Below are 19,322 nucleotides of genomic sequence, written 5' to 3'. Positions count from 1 at the left end.
GAGGTGCTCAGCCGCCATGTGGATCAAGAGCGTCGACCTTCCGGAAGAGCTTATTAAAGCGCAAGAAGATGGCAAGTTGGTGATCTTCGCCGGTGCCGGCGTGTCGCGGGGCAGCCCTTCCGGGCTGCCGGATTTTGAGGGGTTGGTTCGCGGGGTAATAGAGCGGACGGGGAGCATGCTGAGCCGGGAAGAGGGGGAGCCGGCGGATCGCTTCCTCGGCAGGCTGGAAAAGATGGGGCCGAAAGTGCACAAGATAGTGCAGGAAATACTCAATCCTCCGGGCTCCAGGCCCAACAGGCTGCATTACGGGCTCTTGTCCATCTTCCGTACCCCCGAAATGGTCAGGCTGGTCACCACCAACTTAGACACGCATTTTTCCACAGCGGCCGCAGAACTTTTTGACAAGAAGCTCCCGATATATCGAGCCCCGGCGCTGCCCGTAGGCCACCGTTTTCACGGCATAGTCTACCTGCACGGCTGCGTAGACCAAGAGCCCGGGGAGCTTGTTCTTACAGACGGTGACTTTGGCTGCGCGTACCTCACCGAGGGGTGGGCCACGAACTTTCTAAAAGGTTTATTTACGCAATACGTAGTCCTCTTCGTAGGCTACAGCCATAATGACTTGATCATGGAATACCTCGCTCGGGGGTTATTCCCCGGTTCGCCGCGCTTTGCCCTGGTGTCCCAGGAGCGGGAGAAACAAACCGGAGGAATTATCCTTTATCCATACGCGAAATGGTTCTACCGTGGAATTACCCCCGTCCCCTATCTACCCACGGAGGGAGACACCAACCACGAGGCCCTCGTTGAAGTTGTAAACGCCTGGGCAGAGCGGGCCAAGATGGGCCTGCTCGACCACGAAGAGCGGAACCGAAGAATTGTGGCAGAATCCAGACCGCCTCACGACCCGGAAAAAGCTAACTACCTTGAGGAGGCCCTGAGAGATCCGGCTACAGCCGGGATCTTCATCAGGTATGCGGACACTCCGGAATGGCTGCACTGGTTAGAAGAAGGGGGCTTTCTTAAACCGCTGTTCCAGCAGAATAGCATAGGAGACGACCACGTTAGCCCAATTCTTGCCTGCTGGTTTACGGACAAGTTCGTGCTCCGGCACCCCGAAGACGCGCTTGCCGTGATACAGCGGCAAGGTCCCGTCCTAAACCCCTTGCTCTGGCAGCACATAGCCCGTGCTTTGGCTTTCAGCCAGCAGCCGTCTGACCCCGCAGCGCTTGTCAAATGGGTTACAGTCTTGCTCTCATCCCCTCCCCCTGTGGCTGAACAGAGGTGGTTTCTGGAGGATCTCCTGGAAAAATGCCGCTACCCGGAAGATCGGGACGTTGCGCTCTTGCTGTTCAAAGAACTGACCGCCCCGCACCTCTCAAGCCTCATCTTGTTATGTTTAACGTTCAACTCGGTAGAAAAGTGAGCTTTGAGGTGACGGTGCAGGGGGAGCATCACCGGCTGGAAAGGGCATGGACCAGGTTTTTCAAGCCCAATCTTGGGGCCTTGGTCGCCGAGCTGGAAACAATCGTCGTTGGCCAGCTCAAGGAAGCTCACCTCTTGCTGCGCAGCGTGGGGACCGCCGACGATAAGTGGGACCCGGTAAGCTTTAGGCGCTCGGCTATTGAGCCACACGAGCAGGACGACGCCCGGGGCGGGCAGGATGTTCTTATTGACGCCGCTAGGGATCTGCTAGAATGGCTGGTCCAAAACAACCCCGAGCGGGCCCAGGGCGTCATCGAGGAATGGGCGTCATCAGGCGTCCCTCTCCTGAAGAGACTGGTCGTTCACGGGGTTGCAGTAAGCCCTTACCTGTCGCCGGAGGAAAAGCTGGACTGGCTTCTGGCCAAAGGATGGCTTTTTGCGTACGACCTCAAGCATGAAGTGTTCCAGGTGATCAAGGTGGCCTACCCTCAGGCTGGCGAGTCTAACCGGCTACCCATCCTGCAAGCGGCCGAACGCTACCCGGCGACCGGCGAGGAAGACGATCACAAGACGCGGGCCTATGAGATGTACAATCTCCTCTGCTGGCTAACCCGGGTGGCCCCGGACTGCGCACTGGCCGCCCGCAAATTCCGGGTGGTTCAGGATAGATGCCCGGAATTTGAGCCCAGGAGCTATCCAGACCTGGACGCATGGACGGAGACTTCCGTAAGCCCAGAAAGCCCGGTCACAGCCGACCAGTTGCTGTCAAGGGCGCCGCGGGAGGCTGCCGAGCATTTGTTGGCGCGCCGGGCAGGCGGCCGCAGAGGACCGGGGTTGAACGACTTTTTACCAGCTACATGGGAGGCTGCGGCCAGGTCCTTTGACTGGAGCTGGAGGCTAGCCCTGGAATTTGCGGCCAGGGGAGAATGGAACCCCGATATCTGGGAAGCTATCTTCGGCGGCTGGGCACAATCAGGTCTCAACACGGCCCAGTGGGAGAGATTGCTGAAGCTATCCAAGAACCACCCGGAGGTCCTGCAGTTCACCCGTGCCCTGGCGGAACTACTGCTGAAGGCGGTCAAAAACTGGGAGGAGGGGCTGAGACCTTTTCTGTCCAGCCTTGAGGCCCTTGCCGACCAGCTCTGGAAAGTCGCAGAAACCACAAGCGAGATGATCAGGGCAAGCGGAGATTGGCTGCTGAGCGCATTCAGTCATGCAGGGGGCAGGCTTGCCGAGTTCTGGGTCTATGCCCTTTACAGACGCCAGGCCGGGAAAGGGAAAGAACGGGTTGGCCTCCCGGGACCCTACAAGGAAAGGTTAGCCCGTATCATTTCATGCACCTCCGCCGCGGCCGTGATGGGCAGGGTCATACTAGCGAACCAATTGCATTTCCTGTTCACCTTAGACCGCGGCTGGACGCGGGAAAATGTCATTCCCTTGCTGGACTGGGCGGCGGACAGGGAGCACGCCGAGCAGGCGTGGCATGGCTATCTGTGGTATGGAAGGTTGAGCGAACCCCCGCTACCAGACCTGCTCCCTTTATACGAGCAGGCTTGCTGTGAACTTCAGAGGGGGCCCGATGAGATACGGCGGCATCTCCATGAGCACCTTGCTGCCATTGCTGTTTACGGCATCGCCGATCCGTTGCAGGGTGGCTGGCTCAACAAGTGCCTCTTGGCTCTCGGTGAGTTGGGCAGGGTGGGGTGGGCGCAAGCTGTCTGGCGCGAGCTGGCCTCTATGCCTGAAGAAGGAACAGCCTTATTATGGGACAAATGGATGGCGCGTTATTGGGTAAACCGCATCAACGGCATTCCGGCGCCGTTAACGCCTGAAGAAATGAAGGTTATGCTGGACTGGTCGGTGCATTTAAGAGCAGTTTTTCCCCAAGTAGTAGATATGATCGTTTCCAGCCCGGCGCCAAAGCTCGAAAGGGGCAGCTTCTACTTTCGATTGGTCGATGAAGGTCTGGCCACAAAATATCCCAAGGATACCGCGAGGTTGATGATTCATCTTCTTTCAGAAGCGCCCTCTCCGTTTCCCCATTGCCATGAAGTGCAAAAAATCTACCAACAACTAATACAAACGGGAGGCCTGGCGGTCGAAGAGAGGCTTCAACTGAGGGAGCAGTTTCTTCGTGTGGGGTGCTGGGTAGAAGACGGGTAGAGGGGAACGTGCCAAAGGTCCTACTCGGTCTAAGGCTTGGCCAGAACCTCATTAATTCGGGGTATTTAGCTCCGATATTGGGTGACAGGATGGCTGGCGGATGCTTTACCGCGGGAAACAAGGAGTACGGTACGGCGCGCAATCAGGCAGCGATCTATCTCTTAAAGCGACATCTGCTTTCACCCAACTGGAGGTCGGAGCCTGAGTGCTATTCGCCGGATTTCCGGTCCCGTTCCCCTGGGGCGGCCTCCACGCGAAGCGGGTAGCTGCTGGTAGTCAGAGTGTGCTCAGGTAGCCAGCCGCAAAGGATTTAATAACATCGAAGATGGTCAGGAGGGTGAATCATGAGTAATGATGTAACCATTACTAAGGTCTTTGAACAATTTAGTAAGTTATTGGAAGAAAGGTTCTCCAAGCAGGTGTATACCACCGAGGATTCCGTACGATATACGTTATTCTATTGCCTAACCAACTACGTCGGTATTCGTCCTCCGGACATAATCCTTGAATATCCTCATCCTGAGATTCGCGGAGCCGAAATAGATACATATATTCCACCAAAGAATGAACGCTCAGGGTTAGCATTCGAATGCAAATTTGATAGAGAGAGCCCGAGTGGTAAGAATCCCCCAAAAACTCAAAAGGCAGGGAAAGTCTTTGCGGACATTTTCCGACTAGCTCGGTTCAAACCGGCCAATGAAAGCATTCGACGTTACTTCGTATATGTTACAGATAAGGAAATGGCAACCTACTTCCAGAATCCAGATAATCGGCTCAATGATTTCTTCAACCTTGCGCCCGGGGATACTTGTAGAATAAATAAGGGATACATAGAAAAGCACCCAGGGACATTTGTTAACTCTGTCGGGGAAATCGTTGATTGTGAAGTTATAGGCCATCTGAGGGAGAAATTGGTCATGTCAGAAATGTGGATACGTATTTATGAAGTTAGACCGAATTGAATCGATCATCATCCTCAGAGTGCGTCGGCTACGGTTTATGCGCCTTCGCCCAGACCAGTAACCACGTCCGAGACATAGCGAATTTTGGTAGTACCCTTCTTCACCAGACTAGGCTATTTTCAGCCTTTTCGCTGGACATTATCAAGCGGGACAAGTATGGCTGGTTCCTGGCGTATGTCTGGCTTTCCCCGCCAGGAACCGGGCAGGAGCCTGAAGTCCGGGCCTAGATATTCAACGCCGGGCTGCCTAACGGCATAGCCCAGGTGATGACCGTCGCGCCCAACGTAAAGTGTGCGGACTTGTTTGTAAAGCTCCAGCGGGAGGCTCGGGAGGCAGAAAATACCTACAACCGTCTCTGCCTGGCAGGTGCAACCAATAATAAAAAATAAGTAAAAGGCTATTTTCGGACTAATACAAATCCTACCGCCGGTCATATTACAAAAACTCATGAAGTAATTGGTTGGGGTTGTCACGCTCTTCGCAGATTTTTGGGACAGCCATTTTCATGATTTTTAAGTGTTTTGCATGGTGGTGGATGATTCTGGGAACAACTTCTTGCGCATCGCCCCTTCAGTATGGGCAGTTCACGATAACCGTTAATCCAGTGGAAACCTTTTTCGGCCTCGAGATAAGAGACTGCCAGCCAGCGAAGTATCTGCTCGCTGCTCTGCCACCTTTTAACGTTGCGGCAGTAGGTACGTACACGGTCATTGGCCGATTCGATGATATTGGTCGAGTTCAGACTTTGGTTAGTTTTTCAGGTAATCCCAGAGGGCTAACAGTGAAGGTTTCTTCCATCCCTTCGCGGAGGCTGGCGGCGGCGCCGGTGTGGGCTTTTTCTTATTGAGTAGCAAGGGCTTGAGGCTTTTTAAGGCTTGCTCAGGGTCTTCCTCCTGCCAGGCGGCATCCATCTTGCGCGCCACCCAGGGTTGCTCCACTGCGGGCAGGTGGTCGAGGACGTGTGCTGCCCCTATTACCTCGGCTAATAAAATCTGGACAGGTTCGGGGCAATGGGCTAAAAATTTGGTTGCTCTATTCTGGCGTTTAGGGTCAATTGTGTGATATAATGGCATGGGTGGCGGTACCTCCTTAAGTTATTTCTTCCACCCCTGTTATACCATACAGGGGCAGGTGGCCGCCACCTTCAAATTCTACGAAATCTAGGACAACCCCAATTGGTTATCGCGGTAGTGGCCCGCAAGTCAAGGAATTAACTAATTTGGGAAACAGAATGACCAAATAACCATAGAAGGCAGGGTCATCCTAATGTTAGGCCTTAGGCTCAGAGACGAATTCCTTGGCCCGCAAATGCCTGGTACAACTATTATGCTGCGCAGACCGGATAACACCGGTTCCACTCAGCAAAGCCCTGACCGTATTCTTTCCATCACCTATCCTACTGCAGATGTCCAGGTAGCATTGCGGGCGATAAGCGCGGAGCGTGCCGGACACCCGATCGTACTTCTGGGTGAGCGGGGCCGTGGCAAGTCGCACATCATGTCGGTAATGCATCACGCCATTGAATCGCCAGATCGCGTAGAGACCTGGGCCAAAGAATGGGGAGAAAGATTGAGCATAGGCGCTCTGCAGAACCTGGTTTTACAAAGAGGATTTCGCGCTATTTCCGAACCGGTGCACAATCAAGAGTATCCGTTGCTTTGGGAACTCTTGTTCGATAGGCATCCCAAGGGAGAACTATTCCGAGGTAGGTTTCAGCAGATTGGGTATCCTTATCCACCGCGCTCGCTCATCGAGGAAATGCTTACAGTCCAGCCAGTGGCCCTGATCTTGGACGAGTTCCAGAAATGGTTCGATGGACTGCGCGACGAACCTGGCCCGGAGGGGATAAAGTACAGAACATGGGCGGAAAATTTCATTCAAAACCTTTCGGAAATCTCTAAAGAGCGGCCTGATCTCTTGATTCTGGTGATCTCAGTTTTGAACAACAACACGGAGGCGTTTCGCCAGGTTCACCGGGTTGGACCGGTTCTTATTGACTTCCGGGGGCCGACAGCTAAGCAGGATCGGCAGAAATTGGTAATCTACCGTCTTTTTGAAAACAGGGAGAACATACCGACCTCTGATATCAGGCATCTGACTGCCCCTTATGCAGCCGAGCGCTACCGCCTGCTGTTCTCCCACCTGCCGGAATCCGAGCGCGGGCGAGTCGCTGAGGAAGTGGTAGCCTGTTGGCCCTTCTCTCCAGAGCTACTGGAGCTCTTGGAGGACCAGATATTGATGGCTGAGGCGGCCCAGCAAAACAGGGACCTTATCCGCATTCTGGCCCAGGTGTACCGGGCTAGGGGCGAAGAAGTTCCGATTATTACCCCGGCAGATTTCCTCGTTGACGATGACTCTTGTGGCGTCCAATCCCTGCTTGATTCCATATCTGCCAGCGCACATCACGAGCGGCTACGGGAAATTGCCAGACGGAACCTGGAGACCATCGAGGCCGCAGGTACGGTGATACCTCATGCCAGAGAACTGGTAAGCGCGCTGTGGGTGCGGTCTATGTCTCCCTGGTCAAATGCGGGTGGCACGCGCCAGGAACTTCACCTTGACATCACCCGCCGAGAGTTTATTGACGATAACGCCTTTCAGAGCGAGATCGTACAGTTAATAGAGAACAGTATCAACATCCACGGGGAGGAAAGCCCGGAGGGCCGGCTGCGGTTTGGTATTGAAGAAAACCCGCGTTCCAGGGTAAGGGCAACGGCAAGGAATGACAGGTTTTGGCAGCCTGGCCCGGCCTCGGTAGCAGGGCAGGTGCGTTATCCGGGCAAGGATATCGAACATATTCGTAATACGCTCCGCCACATTCTTGTCCCGGCTGACCGCGAACCTCCTTCTAGGGTAATTGTTCTGGGCCCCGACTGGGTTAACAATCCCTGGTCAGACATTGATGAGACAGATAGGCCCGGCCATTGGGAGCGTCCGGTACTTATCCTCGTGCCCGATCCACTCCAGATAAGCGAGGGGAGAATTCAAGAACTGGGTGTGTGGTTGGCACGGCACGTTTCCAGCCGGCGTAACACTGTACGCTTTCTTCTCCCCGAGCTGGGAAGTAAGGGCCTCTATAGGGATGCCGAGCTCTTATTCTGCGCCCGGTGTTCCTATCTAACGTCCATCGCCTGGAAAAATGATCCGAAATACAGGGCACTAAAAGATGAATTTGATAAACCGCTCAGGGAGGCCCTTAAGAAGCGCTTTGACCGTTTCGCGATCCTGAAGAGCTGGGACTACCGCAATCCCGAGCAGTGTATTTTTGAGGTGGAACGGATCAACGCCCAGGGTGAACAGATACCGTCTGCAGTTGAAAAGAGGATTACGGAGGACCTTTTCGATCCCGAGGCATTTCAAGAGCTACTCATGCAGCGAGCCGGAGAGTCGTTTCTGGTGGGTAAGCTCCTGGATGAGCTGGTTGAGCCTCCACCAGCCGAGACTCGCGAAGCTATTCCCTATCTGGGCGATACCAGGATTTACGAGGAGATTCTCAAGGCAGTTGCTAGGGGCAAGCTGGTGGTCAACGTCGGTGGCACCTGGGTAGGGCGTCTGCCGGAACATGTCGACGACGGAGAGGCACTCCGCTATGTCCGCTCAAAAGCGTTTCGCTCCGGGCTGGAAATGCGCGAGGTGCAATTAGGCCTCCCTTCCTCTGTTGGCGGGGTGACAGTAACGGCGCCACCAGCCGGGACCGCGACTATACCATCGGCTCAAGAAACGTCGGTACTCAGGGAGACAGCCCCCGTATCTTTTGGCCGGGCCATCCAGCTGCCAGTTGGTGGGCCTGCTGTTGAAACGGAACCCTCAGGTGTGCAGAAGAAAACGTGTTTGGCTGAGGAGCCGAATACTGGGATCAATCTTTGCGGGTATTTTGAGAAATGGCGTCTCTCGGCTGAACACACCCTGGATAAGGTAAAGCTCGAGTTCCAAGGCCTTACGGTGCAGCAGGTGAAGCAAATCCTCCAGCGATTACCATCGTTTGTCCGGGCTTCACTGGAGGTTACATATAGGGAAGAAGGGAAGGACGATGACCGCTTGTCCCTGGGTGGAGATAATTTTTGATTCCCCATCAGCTTCAGAAGCATGGAAGGCGATCTTTAGGCAGCTTAGAAACCTGACCCTGGCCGGCATGACGCCGACGGAGCTTCATAACCAAACCGTGGCCGCAGACCGGCTACTTGCGGAAAGTGCGTGGGAGCTTTGGATGGCCTATCAAAGGGAGGCCCCACGAACTTCAAAAGCGCTACGCCAATGGTGGTCCGAGCCTACGCCATTCGGCCGGGCTGTCCTTATCCTGGATGCCTTTTCTCTACGGCAGCTTGTCCCGCTACTGAAGGGAGCCCAGGCTCGAGGCCTCTTGCCAACAGCCGTAAGGGTAACGGGATCAGAAGTACCTTCGGATACCGACCAGTTTGCCGGGGCTCTAGGAGTACTAGCCCGTCACAAGTTGGTCAACAATGGCGCTCCCGCTACCTTCGCGTTCCGTGACGAATTGGTCTTTACTGATGTTCTTAGAATGCCCTTTGAAGATAGCATGGCGAGCGTTCCGGCCGTGCGAAACGTCTTCATCTGGCATACCTGGTTGGACGATCTTATTCATGTTCACAAAAAGTCCCCCGAGCAGATTGTCAAAGCCGCTTCGGACGTTTTGCAGGACGACGGTTTCTGGGGATTCGTGGATCGTTTACGGCAAGGAAGAAAATTGGTTATTACGGCCGACCACGGGTATGCCGAAAGCCGGCTATTTTCAAGCGAGGAAACCGAGCCGGACGTAGTTGAAGCGTTGCGCGAAACTTTTGGTGCCTCCCGATACAGGGTGGCATCCGAGCCGTGGCTGGCCAGATTTATGCCACCTATAGTGCTGACCGAAAACGATTTTCATGTAGTCATGGGGCAGCGCAAATGGAAGGTTCAGGGCGGCTTTCCCCACCTGATCCACGGAGGGCTCAGTCTACTCGAAGTGGCAGTGCCGTTTGTAGAATTTCCCCCGCTTTGATGAGAAGGTGAACTGAAAATGCGTAGAGCAAACGAGCCACCCAACCTCGGCAAGGCCGTGCGACTGCCCGTACCCGACTTTAACGATCCCCAGCGATCGCCGGTCTGCCTGGAGGTAGACTTTCCTATTACGCCTATCAACGCCCTCTCTAAACTCGAGGGTAACGCCGGAAAACCCATTTACCAGATGTCGAAATGGTGGGCGCGGCGCCGTTCCAGCGTGTTTCGGAGCCTTTTGATCGCGGCTGCCACCCAGGCTCCCCAGGATCCGGCTCAGGCGGCGAAGCTGGTCTGGGAGCACTACTACACCAACCATCAGAAGGCCGGGTCCTTTAAGAAGTTACGTGTATTGGACATCTTCATGGGTGGTGGCACTACCCTGGTCGAGGGAGAGCGGCTTGGCTTCCAGGTGGTGGGCTTAGACCTTAACCCTGTGGCTTGGTTTGTCAGCAAAAATGAGCTCGCATGTAGCGACCCTGAACAGGTCAAGGCCTTCTTTGATCACATTGAAGCGGAGGTTAAGCCCCTCGTCCAGCCTTTTTATGTTACTACTTGCCCACGCGGGCACCGTGGCCGTTGGATTGATACGGTAACCGGCAAGAGTGCCGACGTGGACCCCCTTAACCTTTCCTCGGAAGATCGGAAGCGCTACCGCTGGGAGGGCCCCGAGGTTATTTACACTTTCTGGGGCAAGCACGGGACGTGCCAGAGCCGGGATTGCGGCCACCGCACCCCGATTTTCAAAAACCCGGTTATAGCCGAGAAGAAACTGACCACTGCTTATATCGAAACGACCTGCCCTTCCTGCGGCCACACTTTTAACGTGGAACTGGGCGAGACCCGCCTAGCTCCCGGTGCCGAGCGGGTGGTGCTTGATACCGAGCCAAGCTTTACCGAGACCACCCAGGCCTTTGCCCGTTTGCTAAACGATTATTCTAAAGGTAACGCCGAGGAGCGGTTCGGCCGGGTAGGGGAACTCCTTGCCCTCGTGGATCACGAGCCGGGCCTGCAGTGCCCGAAGTGCGGTGCCTTTGCGGGCAACAAGGTCAAGGAGGTCCTTTCCAGCCATGCCAGGGCACGGCGGGTCAGGGACTTGAAGAAACAGGATTTCGGTATCCAGAGCCGCTCCGTATACATGTTCCTTCTCATTCACCCGGACTGGTTTCAGGGCTCCGGCGCTTGGGACCACGGGACGGAAATGGGGGGTTACGCCGGGGCCGACCCTGAGTCCAGCATTGCCTGGTTCGAGAAGCGGCTGGAAGGCCTGAGACTTATTGAGGTGCGGGGCCGGATAAAGCTGGCGGAAGAGGAGATTCTTGCCCAAGAGGAAGGTGAAGAGGAAAACCCAGAGGACACCGGGGACGAAACAGAAGAAGAAACTGCCGACCGCAAGAAATACGGCCTGCCGCGCGAAATCACCCTTGCCGACGGCACCAGGATCCAGACACGAGTTGGCACAGTGCCGTCAAAGGCTACCTTTAGGTGCTATCACTGCGGACGGCAGCAGTCGATATTCGATAGCACAGCGGAATTCGGTAAAACACAGCCCGTCGCTGTTTACGCTCTGCAGTGCTACTGCCCGCAGTGCGAGGCGGAGGGGTATAACTATGGCGGGCGGTACTTCAAGGCTCCCGACGCTGAAGATCTGAGGCGCCTAGCCTGGGCGGAATGGGAATGGACGGCGCGCCGGGATGCCGATTTGGCGGCCTACTGGCCGCGGCAAGAAATAGCTTATGGTGAGAGAACACATAAGAGGGACGCGCTGGACCGGTGGGGCTATACCCACTGGTGGAAGATGTTCAATCCCCGCCAGCTCCTGGTGCACGCCCAGCTCCTCCGGGCCATCACCGAAGCCCCGGAGGAACGGTGGCCCCTGGACGTGCGCGAGCAGGCGCTTGGCGCGTTCCAGCAATACCTGCGGAACCAGAATATGTTTGCATTTTGGAATCCACAGCGTGATACGCCTGAACCTATGTTCTCGAATCCCAACTACCATCCCAAGCAGCAAGTAATTGAGAACTGTGTCTTCAATATACTTGGTCGCGGCAACTGGATCTCATCTGCCCAGAAAGTGGTCGAGGCCGTCCAATGGTCATCAGACCCCTGGGAGTTATTTGTTGTTGGCGCGGCGGCAGGAGACGGCGGGAAAAAATCTGGGAAGGTCAAGCCTGGCGACCCGCTAAAGGGTATTACCGCAGCCTATTGCGGGTCAGCTACCGACCTGTCCATGATCGGCCATGAGCCCTTCGATCTCGTCATTACCGATCCGCCCTTTGGAGACAACGTGTTCTATGCCGACCTGGCTGACTTCTTCTATGTCTGGCTCCGCATACCGCTCTTGAGGTGGTATACGGATCTGCCCGAGCGGGCTTACTTCGAGCCGGAGCGCACGCCCCACGCCCTGGAGGCGGTGGATAACCCCGTAGAGCACCCCGACGACCGGGAGAAATGGGAAAGGGAACCTACCATTACCCGTAGGGTTCTTGCCCGGGTACGGGAGCTCACTGGGAATCCGGACTTAAAAGAGAAGGAACGCAACCCCCTGTACCGTCCCGAACCATCCTCCGAATTCTACCAACAAACCCTTATGGCCTGTTGGGCTGAGGCCAACCGCCTCCTTAAGCCCGGGGGCCTCATGGCTTTTACCTTTCACCACAACGAGGATGAGACCTGGGTAAACGTCCTGGAGGCCCTGTTCGGCGCGGGGTTCATCTTGGTTGCCACATACCCGATACGTAGCGACGAGACCAAGGGCGAGCGGGCGCAGTTCGGTAGCCAGAAAATCGAGTACGACATCATCCACGTCTGCCGCAAGCGCCTCGAACCACCGCAACCGGTAAGCTGGGCCAGGATGCGGCGCTGGGTGAAAGAGGAAACCGCGCGACTCAAAGAGCTGCTTGAGCACTCCCACGGCAAGGGGCTATCGGAAGCAGATCTACGCGTAGTCTTGCGCGGCAAGGCGCTGGAGTTTTACAGCCGTCACTACAGCCAGGTCTATACCGGCGAAGGCGAAGTGCTTACCGTCCAGGAGGCCCTCCTGGGCATCAACCAACTACTCGATGACTTACTCCACGGCGAAGGCGATAACGGTAGGCGCCGCCCGTCCGACGTGGCCGAGCCCGCCACACGGCTCTTTCTGTACATCTTCCAGGGGCGCACGTCCCTTGCGCGGGACGACCTGCACAAAATGTTGCGCGGCACCGGCGTGTCCCAGGATGACCTTGAGGCGCGGGGGTGGATAAGGTCTGCGGGAACTACGGTGTATGGGGTGCCCATTGCCGAGCGCTTCCGCTATTTTACCGCACCGGGCCGCAACCGTAAGGTGATTAAGACAGACCTCGATCAGGCCCATTTCCTTATTGGGGCGGCGCAGCCCGGTAGCGGGGTCAATGTCATGGATGAACTCGACCGACATACCTTTCAGCTCAAGAGGGCCGTAGATGCCATTCTGGAGTGGTACGCCGAGACCGACCCGGATGCCAACATCCGAGAGGCGGCGCGTCTGGCCCTTGACCTGGTTCGTCACTGGCGGGCCAGGCCAACCAGAAATGAGGGGGTCAGCCAAATGACGCTGTTCGACCGTTTGGAAGCGGAGGAAGCGCCATGAGGGAGATGTTCAGCAGCGCATGGCTGCGGCGCGGATCTAGCGTGGTCTTTGACAAATATGTTCTTGGTCATCTGATCGAGTCCGCCAGTCTGGTTTCGCTTCGGCAGGCGCTAGCATGGTTGAAGGCATGGCCGGTCGAGCCACCGGCTGGGAGGAACACCGTGCTCGTCAGCGGCCTGGAAACCCTTCTGGAGGTGCTGGACCCGGTAGAAGCGGAGGCCTTCTTGCGTAAGAGGGTCAAGCCCTTGATCATGGAGTTCCAGTACCGGTGGGACCAGTGCGGCCTGGTGTTTGGGTTTGCCGCCCCGGAGCGTTCCTTCGAGGTCACGGTTGCTGACGAAGAAGTCCTGTTCTTGAGACGGGACGGCAAGCGGGTTCACCTCTCCTTTGCCCTCTGGGATGGCAGTACTACCCTGGATGTTACCCGGCTGGTACGCGACGAGCCTCAAACCGGCAGACGGATTACGGTGGGATACCATGTTGCCAGGATCTCCTGATCAATTGCAACCGGGGAAGAAGGTAATGCACCCGGAACTGGGCGAAGGTGTCATCATTGGCGTCGGACCTACTGGGTTCGCCCGCGTATTTTTCCGCTCCCTCGGAGAGCGCCAGGTACCGACAGATGCCCTTCAGCAAGTGGAAAGCTGGCCCGACCGGGTGATATCCGGGCTGCGACCGGTTACACCCGACGCCTTGGAGCGGTTATGGTTAGCGGTTGAGGCCGTGGAGTTGCCGCTTCTGGAGAGTGTTGCCACCTTGACCGCAGCCAAGGTGGACCTACTGCCGCACCAGGTTGTCCTGGTCCACCGCGTTGCCAATGCTCAACCCCGGCGGTTTCTCATTGCCGACGAGGTGGGGCTCGGGAAGACTATCGAAACCGCCCTGATCTTGCGAGAACTGGCTTTTCGCGGCGAACTCAGGCGGGCGCTGGTGATCGTACCAGCCGGCCTCGTAGATAACTGGCAGCAAGAACTTAACCAAGTCTTTGATCTGAATTTTGAGGTGTTTGGCTCCGAGGGGGATGTTACGGACCGGAAATCAAATGCCTTTGTCAGGCATAACCGCCTTATCGTTTCGATCGACACTCTGAAAAAACGTAACCGCGTCAGGCGCCTGCTGGAAGCTCCCCCGTGGGATTTGGTGGTTTTCGATGAGGCACACCACCTCAGCGCTTACAGGAATGGCAGGAAGGTCAGGAAAACTGAGAACTTTAAGCTGGCCGAAGCCCTCCGGAATCGCTGTCGCGACCTTCTACTGCTGTCCGCCACCCCCCACCAGGGAGATCATTTCCGATTCTGGATGCTTATCCGGCTGCTTAACCCTACCTTGTTTGAAGATGAAAAAGATATGGTTGAGAACCGCCACCGCTTGAACGCAGTGGTAATCCGCCGCACCAAGGCCGAGGCCTGTGCGGCTGACGGGAGCCCACTTTTCGCCCGGCGGGTAGTATATACTCAAGGTTTCACCCTTTCCGCGCCCGAGCGGGCTTTCTATGAGGCACTGCTGGACTACCTGTACGAAGGGTACAAACTGGCAGCCAAGCAAGGGAAAAAGGGGCGGGCGCTGGGCTTTGTGATGACGGTTTTCCAAAAGATAGCAGCGAGTAGTTTTGCCGCCGTCAAAGCTACCCTCAAGAGGCGCCTGTTGATGCTTACGATCCAGGAGGCCATTGAACGAGATGAACTTCTGGACGTGGAAGGCCGCGATCGGGTCTTGCAGGAGGCTCGCGCACTTATCCAGGACATGCACGGGCTTCCCGACGATGCGGTAGGACGGGCTCAGGTGGATCAATTCCTCGCGGAGGCCAGGGTCCAACTGCTAAAGAAGCGCGGGGAGGTGATGGCCTTTACGTCGGCCACCGAATCCTATGATACTACCGAAACTGTGGCCGCAGCCGGCGAAGAATCGGTTGCGACAATGGTCGCTGTGGCCCTGCCATGGGAAAGGCAAAGAATCCGGGACCTCCTGCAAAAAATTCCGTGTGAGACGGAAACCAAGACTGCCGTGCTCCTCAATGCTCTAAAGCAACTGTGGCACATCAACCCGAGCGAAAAGGTCATCGTCTTTGCCACCTACCTAGGCAGTATAGAGGCCTTGAAAGACGCCATTGAGAGGGCGTTCCCCGACAAAGGAGTAGAAGTGCTCAAAGGCGGCGACCACGGGGCGAAGCTGGCGGCCCAGCGCCGTTTCCGTCGCCAGGACGGACCACAGTTGCTCCTATGCACGGCAGCGGGTCGCGAAGGTATTAACCTGCAGTTTGCCAGCATACTTTTCAACTACGATTTGCCCTGGAATCCGATGGATCTCGAGCAACGCATCGGCCGCATTCACCGTTACGGTCAGGTCCATACAGCCCAGGTATACAATCTAGTAGCTACTGACACCATCGAAGGCCGTATTTTCTTGCTATTAGAAGAGAAACTACAGGGTATCGCTAAAACCCTTGGGAAAATTGATGAACAGGGCCAGGTCGCCGAGGACTTTCGAGCACAGGTTCTAGGGCAGCTAGGCAGCCACCTCAGTTACGATCGGCTTTACCAGGAAGCTATCCTTGATCCTTCGCTCGAGCGTAGCCGGCAGGAACTCGAAGTCGCTCTGGCTAATGCTAATCTGGCCCGGGAAGTAGTCTTCGAGCTTTTCCAGGATCTCGAGAAATTTAACCTCGGCCAGTATAAGAGCATTGATGACGAAGGCTACGGTATGCGCCGGCTGGTGGCATTTGCACAGCGGGCGGCCCATGTGGACGGCGGCGAATTTCGCCAGCTTGAAGAAGGGAATTATGAGCTCCTCCAACCGGGCAGAGAGAAACTCCTGTTCACGACGGATCGCGGGAAGGCTTTGCAGCGCGACGACCTTAACCTTATTGGTCTTGAACACCCTGTCATCAAGGCTTGGCTTGACAAATATTCCTCCCTATCACCCAAGCAGCGGGCTCTAATCGGAAACGTGGACGGGAACAGCGAGGCGATCGGTTTAATCACTGTGTGGCAGGTAACAGCTCAAGGAAAGGATGGCCAAATAATTCAAAGGATAGTTCGGCTTGGCATCAGGGCGGACGGCAAGCGGTCTCCCTACCTGGAGCGGCTCGCTGAAGATATTTCAAGGTTCCATCCGTCCCGTTTGGAAACTCGTCTAGCTCTGGATATGGTCGCCAATCTCATTAATGGACGGGCGGCGGAGTTACTGCACCGGGAGCTTGTTTATTCGGGATTGCTGTCTGAAAGAAGTTCCTATTCGTCTCGCCTGCTCGCCTGTTTGGTGGTGGAACCTTGAACCTGAATCCGTGACAACAACAAACTGTTGAGCCCAATTTTACAGTAAATGGTTTCTGAGGACCTTGCGTATAGGTTAAAAGTTAACTATGAGCTACACGATTATCTGGAAAAGTAATCCTTAACCTCAGTCTCCTTTGTATGGGTATAGCAAAGCAGGCCTCCTGTCTTAGATGTTTGAAGCCTGTACCTAAATAACTGCCGGGAGCCGGAAGTTCTGTATTAAGCCAACGCTTTATACAGGTACCGGAAAGCTGGATACCAGGGACTGTGCCGGCCAAACCACAGCTTGATTTGCCTAACGTGGCGAACCAGCCGGGACGCTATGGTAATAAGGTTTTGAATAACGGTACGCAGCCGGCGGCGTTGTGCTTTCTTGCGCAGAGGAACCTCCTTTAGCGGGAGGCTAAACTGCCCCAGAAGCCTTAGAATGTTGTAGGCGAAAACACCCAAGTGCAACACCAGGTCATTGGTGGCAAATTTGCCGCTGGGCAACCGCTCCAGGTCTAAATCGTTTTTGATTTCGCTATGAAATTGCTCGCTGGTGCCGTGGTCGTGGTAGAGGGCAATAATGTCATCCACAGGGTCGGGTAATGTGGTCCAATAGCTTTCCACCTCGACCTCAGGGACCAGGAGAAGCTGGCCGTTGCCCAATATCGTGCGCTCCGTGACCTTATACACCAGGCGGACAGGGGTGTCCAGAGCCCTCGATTTTAACCACCTGGTACCCTCTATAGACGGAACTTTACTCGGTACTCGTGTATATAAACCGAGCCTTGGTCCGCTGGTGCGGCGAAAGTACAAGAAATTCGAACGACATCACCGTCGGGCGATTTATTGGCTTGGTAGGATTGCCAGACGCGACTCTAAACTATTCGTCCACTGGCAAATGGGGATACGTCCTGCGGCTGGATGATGGGAGCCGGATGAGCTGAGAGGTTCAAGTCTGGTTCTGAGAGGGCCTCGGGGTGAAATTCCCCGGGGCTACTCACCTCATCTACTGTTTTCAATACAAACATGAGGCCGAGGCATTCTACAGGGTACTGAGAGCAAGGCTGGCCAAATTCTCCCTTTCCGTAGCCGAAGAAAAGACCAAAATAATTCCCTTTGGCCGCTTTGCTACCCAATGGTGCAAACGGATGGGTAGGACCAAGCCAGACACCTTTGATTTCCTGGGCTTTACCCATTACTGCAGCACCAGCCATCAGGGCAAATTCAGGGTCAAGAGACGCACAAGCCGGAAGAAGTTCCGGCAGAGCGTGCAGAGGATGAAGGAATGGATAAAAGAGAACCGTATGCTGCCAGCAAAGGTGCTAATGGTCCTTCTCAAGAGGAAACTCGAGGGCTATTATCACTATTATGGGATAACTGATAATAGGAAGCGCATCCTGGCATTCCACTACATTGTATGGTGTACACTCTTCAAGTGGCTAAATCGTAGGAGCCAAAGGAAGAGCTTTGACGGGGAGAAGTTCAGGAGTTCCTGGAAAAGTTCCCACTACCAAGTCCAAGGATATATGTGAATATCATGGACATTCGGTTGCCGTCGGCATACATTGCGTGAAGGATTCCTTGAGGAGCCGTGTGCGTTAATTGCGCCAGCACGGTTCTGTGAGGGTGGTATGCCGCAAGGCATACTTCTACTCGACCATTATAATCCGTCATCGTCGCTATCAAGGCTTTCCCCGGGCGGAGGTTTCAGCGATGCCGATGCGGTTTCGGTACTAAAGTCAGCCCTGGCCCTGCTTGCGCACATAATGCTTTAACACCCGCCACAATAGGGTATTATGTTCGTTTAACAATTTGGCTACGGCAGCCACAGGCATATCTTTGGCTAAGCGCATGAGACGGGCTTCAAACAAGAGGGTAAACCTATGATCCTGACAAGCCCGAGGCACCTCGACCTGCCTGACCCCACAGCCGTGTTTACATTCTAATTTTACCCCTCAGGTAGCCTCTAAGAGCTCCAGAAAGGGATTGTAGTGACAATTATCCCTATAGACCCCTTGATTTTAAAGAAGCGGTGTCAAAGTTGGGTTATAAGTATGTTTTTATCCTGCTTTATGGTAAAATACATTTAAGGATGATGTTTATTTAGGATCCAACAAGTCATGACTGTGGCCACAAGGAAAGGAGCCGACCATAGGGTAAGTATGTAGCTTCAGTGTAAGCGTAAAATAGCCCCCACCTATCACCGAGGTGGGGGCTAAAACAAGCTTAATTATTCATCCGGCAGACAGGAGGCAGAGTTTCCGACCACGGCAGGAGTTGATCCAGGGCGTTTTTATCCTTGAGGTCCAAGTTGGGAAGTTTTTCAAAGAGGTAAATGAGATAGTGGAAGGGATTTAACCCGTTTTCTTTTGCCGTTTCTATGATACTGTAGGTAATGGCGCTGGCTTTAGCACCCCGCGGGGTGTTGGCAAACAACCAGTTCTTGCGGCCAATGACGAAGGGCTTGATGGAGCGCTCGCTGCGGTTGTTGTCGAGTTCCAGACGCCCGTCTTGCAAAAAGGCTACGAGTTTATCCCACTGGCCCAGGCAATAGTAAATCGCCTGCCCAAAAGTGCTTTTGGGCAGTACCCGGGATTTCTGGGTTTTTAGCCACGCCAAAAAGGCGTCCAGCACGGGTTTGCTGCGCACCTGGCGGATTTGATAGCGTTCTTCCGGCGTTTTATCTTTCAACTCGCCCTCGATGGCAAAGAGCCGGTTGCAGTACTCCAGCCCCTCCCGAGCGGCTACTGCTTTGTTGCGTTTATCTTCCGGCAGGGCCTTTAAGGCTTCGTCGAACTTGCGCCGGGCATGGGCCCAGCAGCCGACCAGGGTGACATCCGGAAGCTCATTGTAGCCAGCATAGCCGTCAACGTGCAAATAACCCTTAAAACCCGCCAGGAAGCG

At 55.1% G+C, this 19,322-nt stretch carries 12 protein-coding genes and 1 pseudogene; 9 read left to right on the top strand and 4 right to left on the bottom strand.

The genetic code is table 11. From position 1 onward, the window contains the following. Positions 1–16: 16 nt before the first annotated feature. The 3 genes from MOMUL_RS16895 to MOMUL_RS05205 all read left to right on the top strand — a co-directional run bounded on the left by MOMUL_RS16895 (position 17) and on the right by MOMUL_RS05205 (position 4,550). Positions 17–1,426, top strand: a complete 1,410-nt coding sequence (locus MOMUL_RS16895; protein WP_062282476.1) for an SIR2 family protein — start codon at positions 17–19, stop codon at positions 1,424–1,426. Next, a complete protein-coding gene (locus tag MOMUL_RS16890) occupies positions 1,396–3,588 on the top strand; it encodes a DUF4020 domain-containing protein (protein ID WP_169802167.1) in 2,193 nt (730 codons plus the stop codon). Before MOMUL_RS16895 ends, MOMUL_RS16890 begins: the two co-directional genes overlap by 31 nt. A 344-nt stretch (positions 3,589–3,932) precedes the next feature. After that, on the top strand, positions 3,933–4,550 hold the full coding sequence (locus MOMUL_RS05205; RefSeq protein ID WP_062282471.1) for a hypothetical protein: 618 nt from the start codon (positions 3,933–3,935) through the stop codon (positions 4,548–4,550). Positions 4,551–5,299: 749 nt separating this feature from the next. Here the strand turns inward: MOMUL_RS05205 and MOMUL_RS05195 are convergent. After that, positions 5,300–5,623, bottom strand: coding sequence for a hypothetical protein (locus MOMUL_RS05195; RefSeq protein WP_062282466.1), 324 nt, complete (start codon positions 5,621–5,623; stop codon positions 5,300–5,302). 703 nt (positions 5,624–6,326) lie between these two features. On the opposite strand from MOMUL_RS05195, the gene MOMUL_RS05190 reads away from it, so the two are divergent. The 5 genes from MOMUL_RS05190 (at position 6,327) to MOMUL_RS05170 (ending at position 16,428) form a co-directional block, all read left to right on the top strand. Next, the gene (locus MOMUL_RS05190) at positions 6,327–8,615 is read left to right on the top strand and encodes a DUF499 domain-containing protein (protein WP_161484964.1); all 2,289 of its coding nucleotides are present in this window, start codon (positions 6,327–6,329) and stop codon (positions 8,613–8,615) included. Between the two features lie 385 nt (positions 8,616–9,000). Then, a complete protein-coding gene (locus MOMUL_RS16535) occupies positions 9,001–9,549 on the top strand; it encodes a PglZ domain-containing protein (RefSeq protein ID WP_161484963.1) in 549 nt (182 codons plus the stop codon). Between the two features lie 18 nt (positions 9,550–9,567). Further along, positions 9,568–13,155 carry an SAM-dependent methyltransferase gene (locus tag MOMUL_RS05180; RefSeq protein WP_062282459.1) on the top strand — a complete coding sequence of 1,196 codons (3,588 nt, stop codon included), beginning with the start codon at positions 9,568–9,570 and terminating at the stop codon, positions 13,153–13,155. A 161-nt stretch (positions 13,156–13,316) separates the two neighbouring features. Further along, positions 13,317–13,652 carry a hypothetical protein gene (locus MOMUL_RS05175; protein ID WP_062282456.1) on the top strand — a complete coding sequence of 112 codons (336 nt, stop codon included), beginning with the start codon at positions 13,317–13,319 and terminating at the stop codon, positions 13,650–13,652. Continuing rightward, the gene (locus MOMUL_RS05170) at positions 13,633–16,428 is read left to right on the top strand and encodes a DEAD/DEAH box helicase (protein WP_062282454.1); all 2,796 of its coding nucleotides are present in this window, start codon (positions 13,633–13,635) and stop codon (positions 16,426–16,428) included. Before MOMUL_RS05175 ends, MOMUL_RS05170 begins: the two co-directional genes overlap by 20 nt. A gap of 221 nt (positions 16,429–16,649) precedes the next feature. Here the strand turns inward: MOMUL_RS05170 and MOMUL_RS05165 are convergent. Next, positions 16,650–17,156: pseudogene (locus MOMUL_RS05165) on the bottom strand (transposase); the annotation flags it as partial. Positions 17,157–17,395: 239 nt separating this feature from the next. Between MOMUL_RS05165 and MOMUL_RS05160 the strand changes: the two are divergent. Beyond that, on the top strand, positions 17,396–17,950 hold the full coding sequence (locus MOMUL_RS05160) for a group II intron maturase-specific domain-containing protein (protein ID WP_236713000.1): 555 nt from the start codon (positions 17,396–17,398) through the stop codon (positions 17,948–17,950). A gap of 207 nt (positions 17,951–18,157) precedes the next feature. Here MOMUL_RS05160 and MOMUL_RS15650 read toward each other — a convergent pair whose 3' ends face one another. Together MOMUL_RS15650 and tnpC are read right to left on the bottom strand one after the other, a co-directional pair. Continuing rightward, positions 18,158–18,325: a transposase family protein gene (locus MOMUL_RS15650; protein ID WP_269085185.1), complete on the bottom strand. Its 168-nt coding sequence runs from the start codon at positions 18,323–18,325 to the stop codon at positions 18,158–18,160. 319 nt (positions 18,326–18,644) lie between these two features. Further along, a partial coding sequence (gene tnpC / locus MOMUL_RS05155; protein ID WP_153018261.1) for an IS66 family transposase occupies positions 18,645–19,322 on the bottom strand: 678 nt, incomplete at its 5' end.

The organism is Moorella mulderi DSM 14980 (genome assembly GCF_001594015.1).
Taxonomy (GTDB): Bacteria; Bacillota; DSM-521; order Neomoorellales; family Neomoorellaceae; genus Neomoorella; species Neomoorella mulderi.
This window is presented reverse-complemented; position numbering and strand designations above follow the sequence as displayed.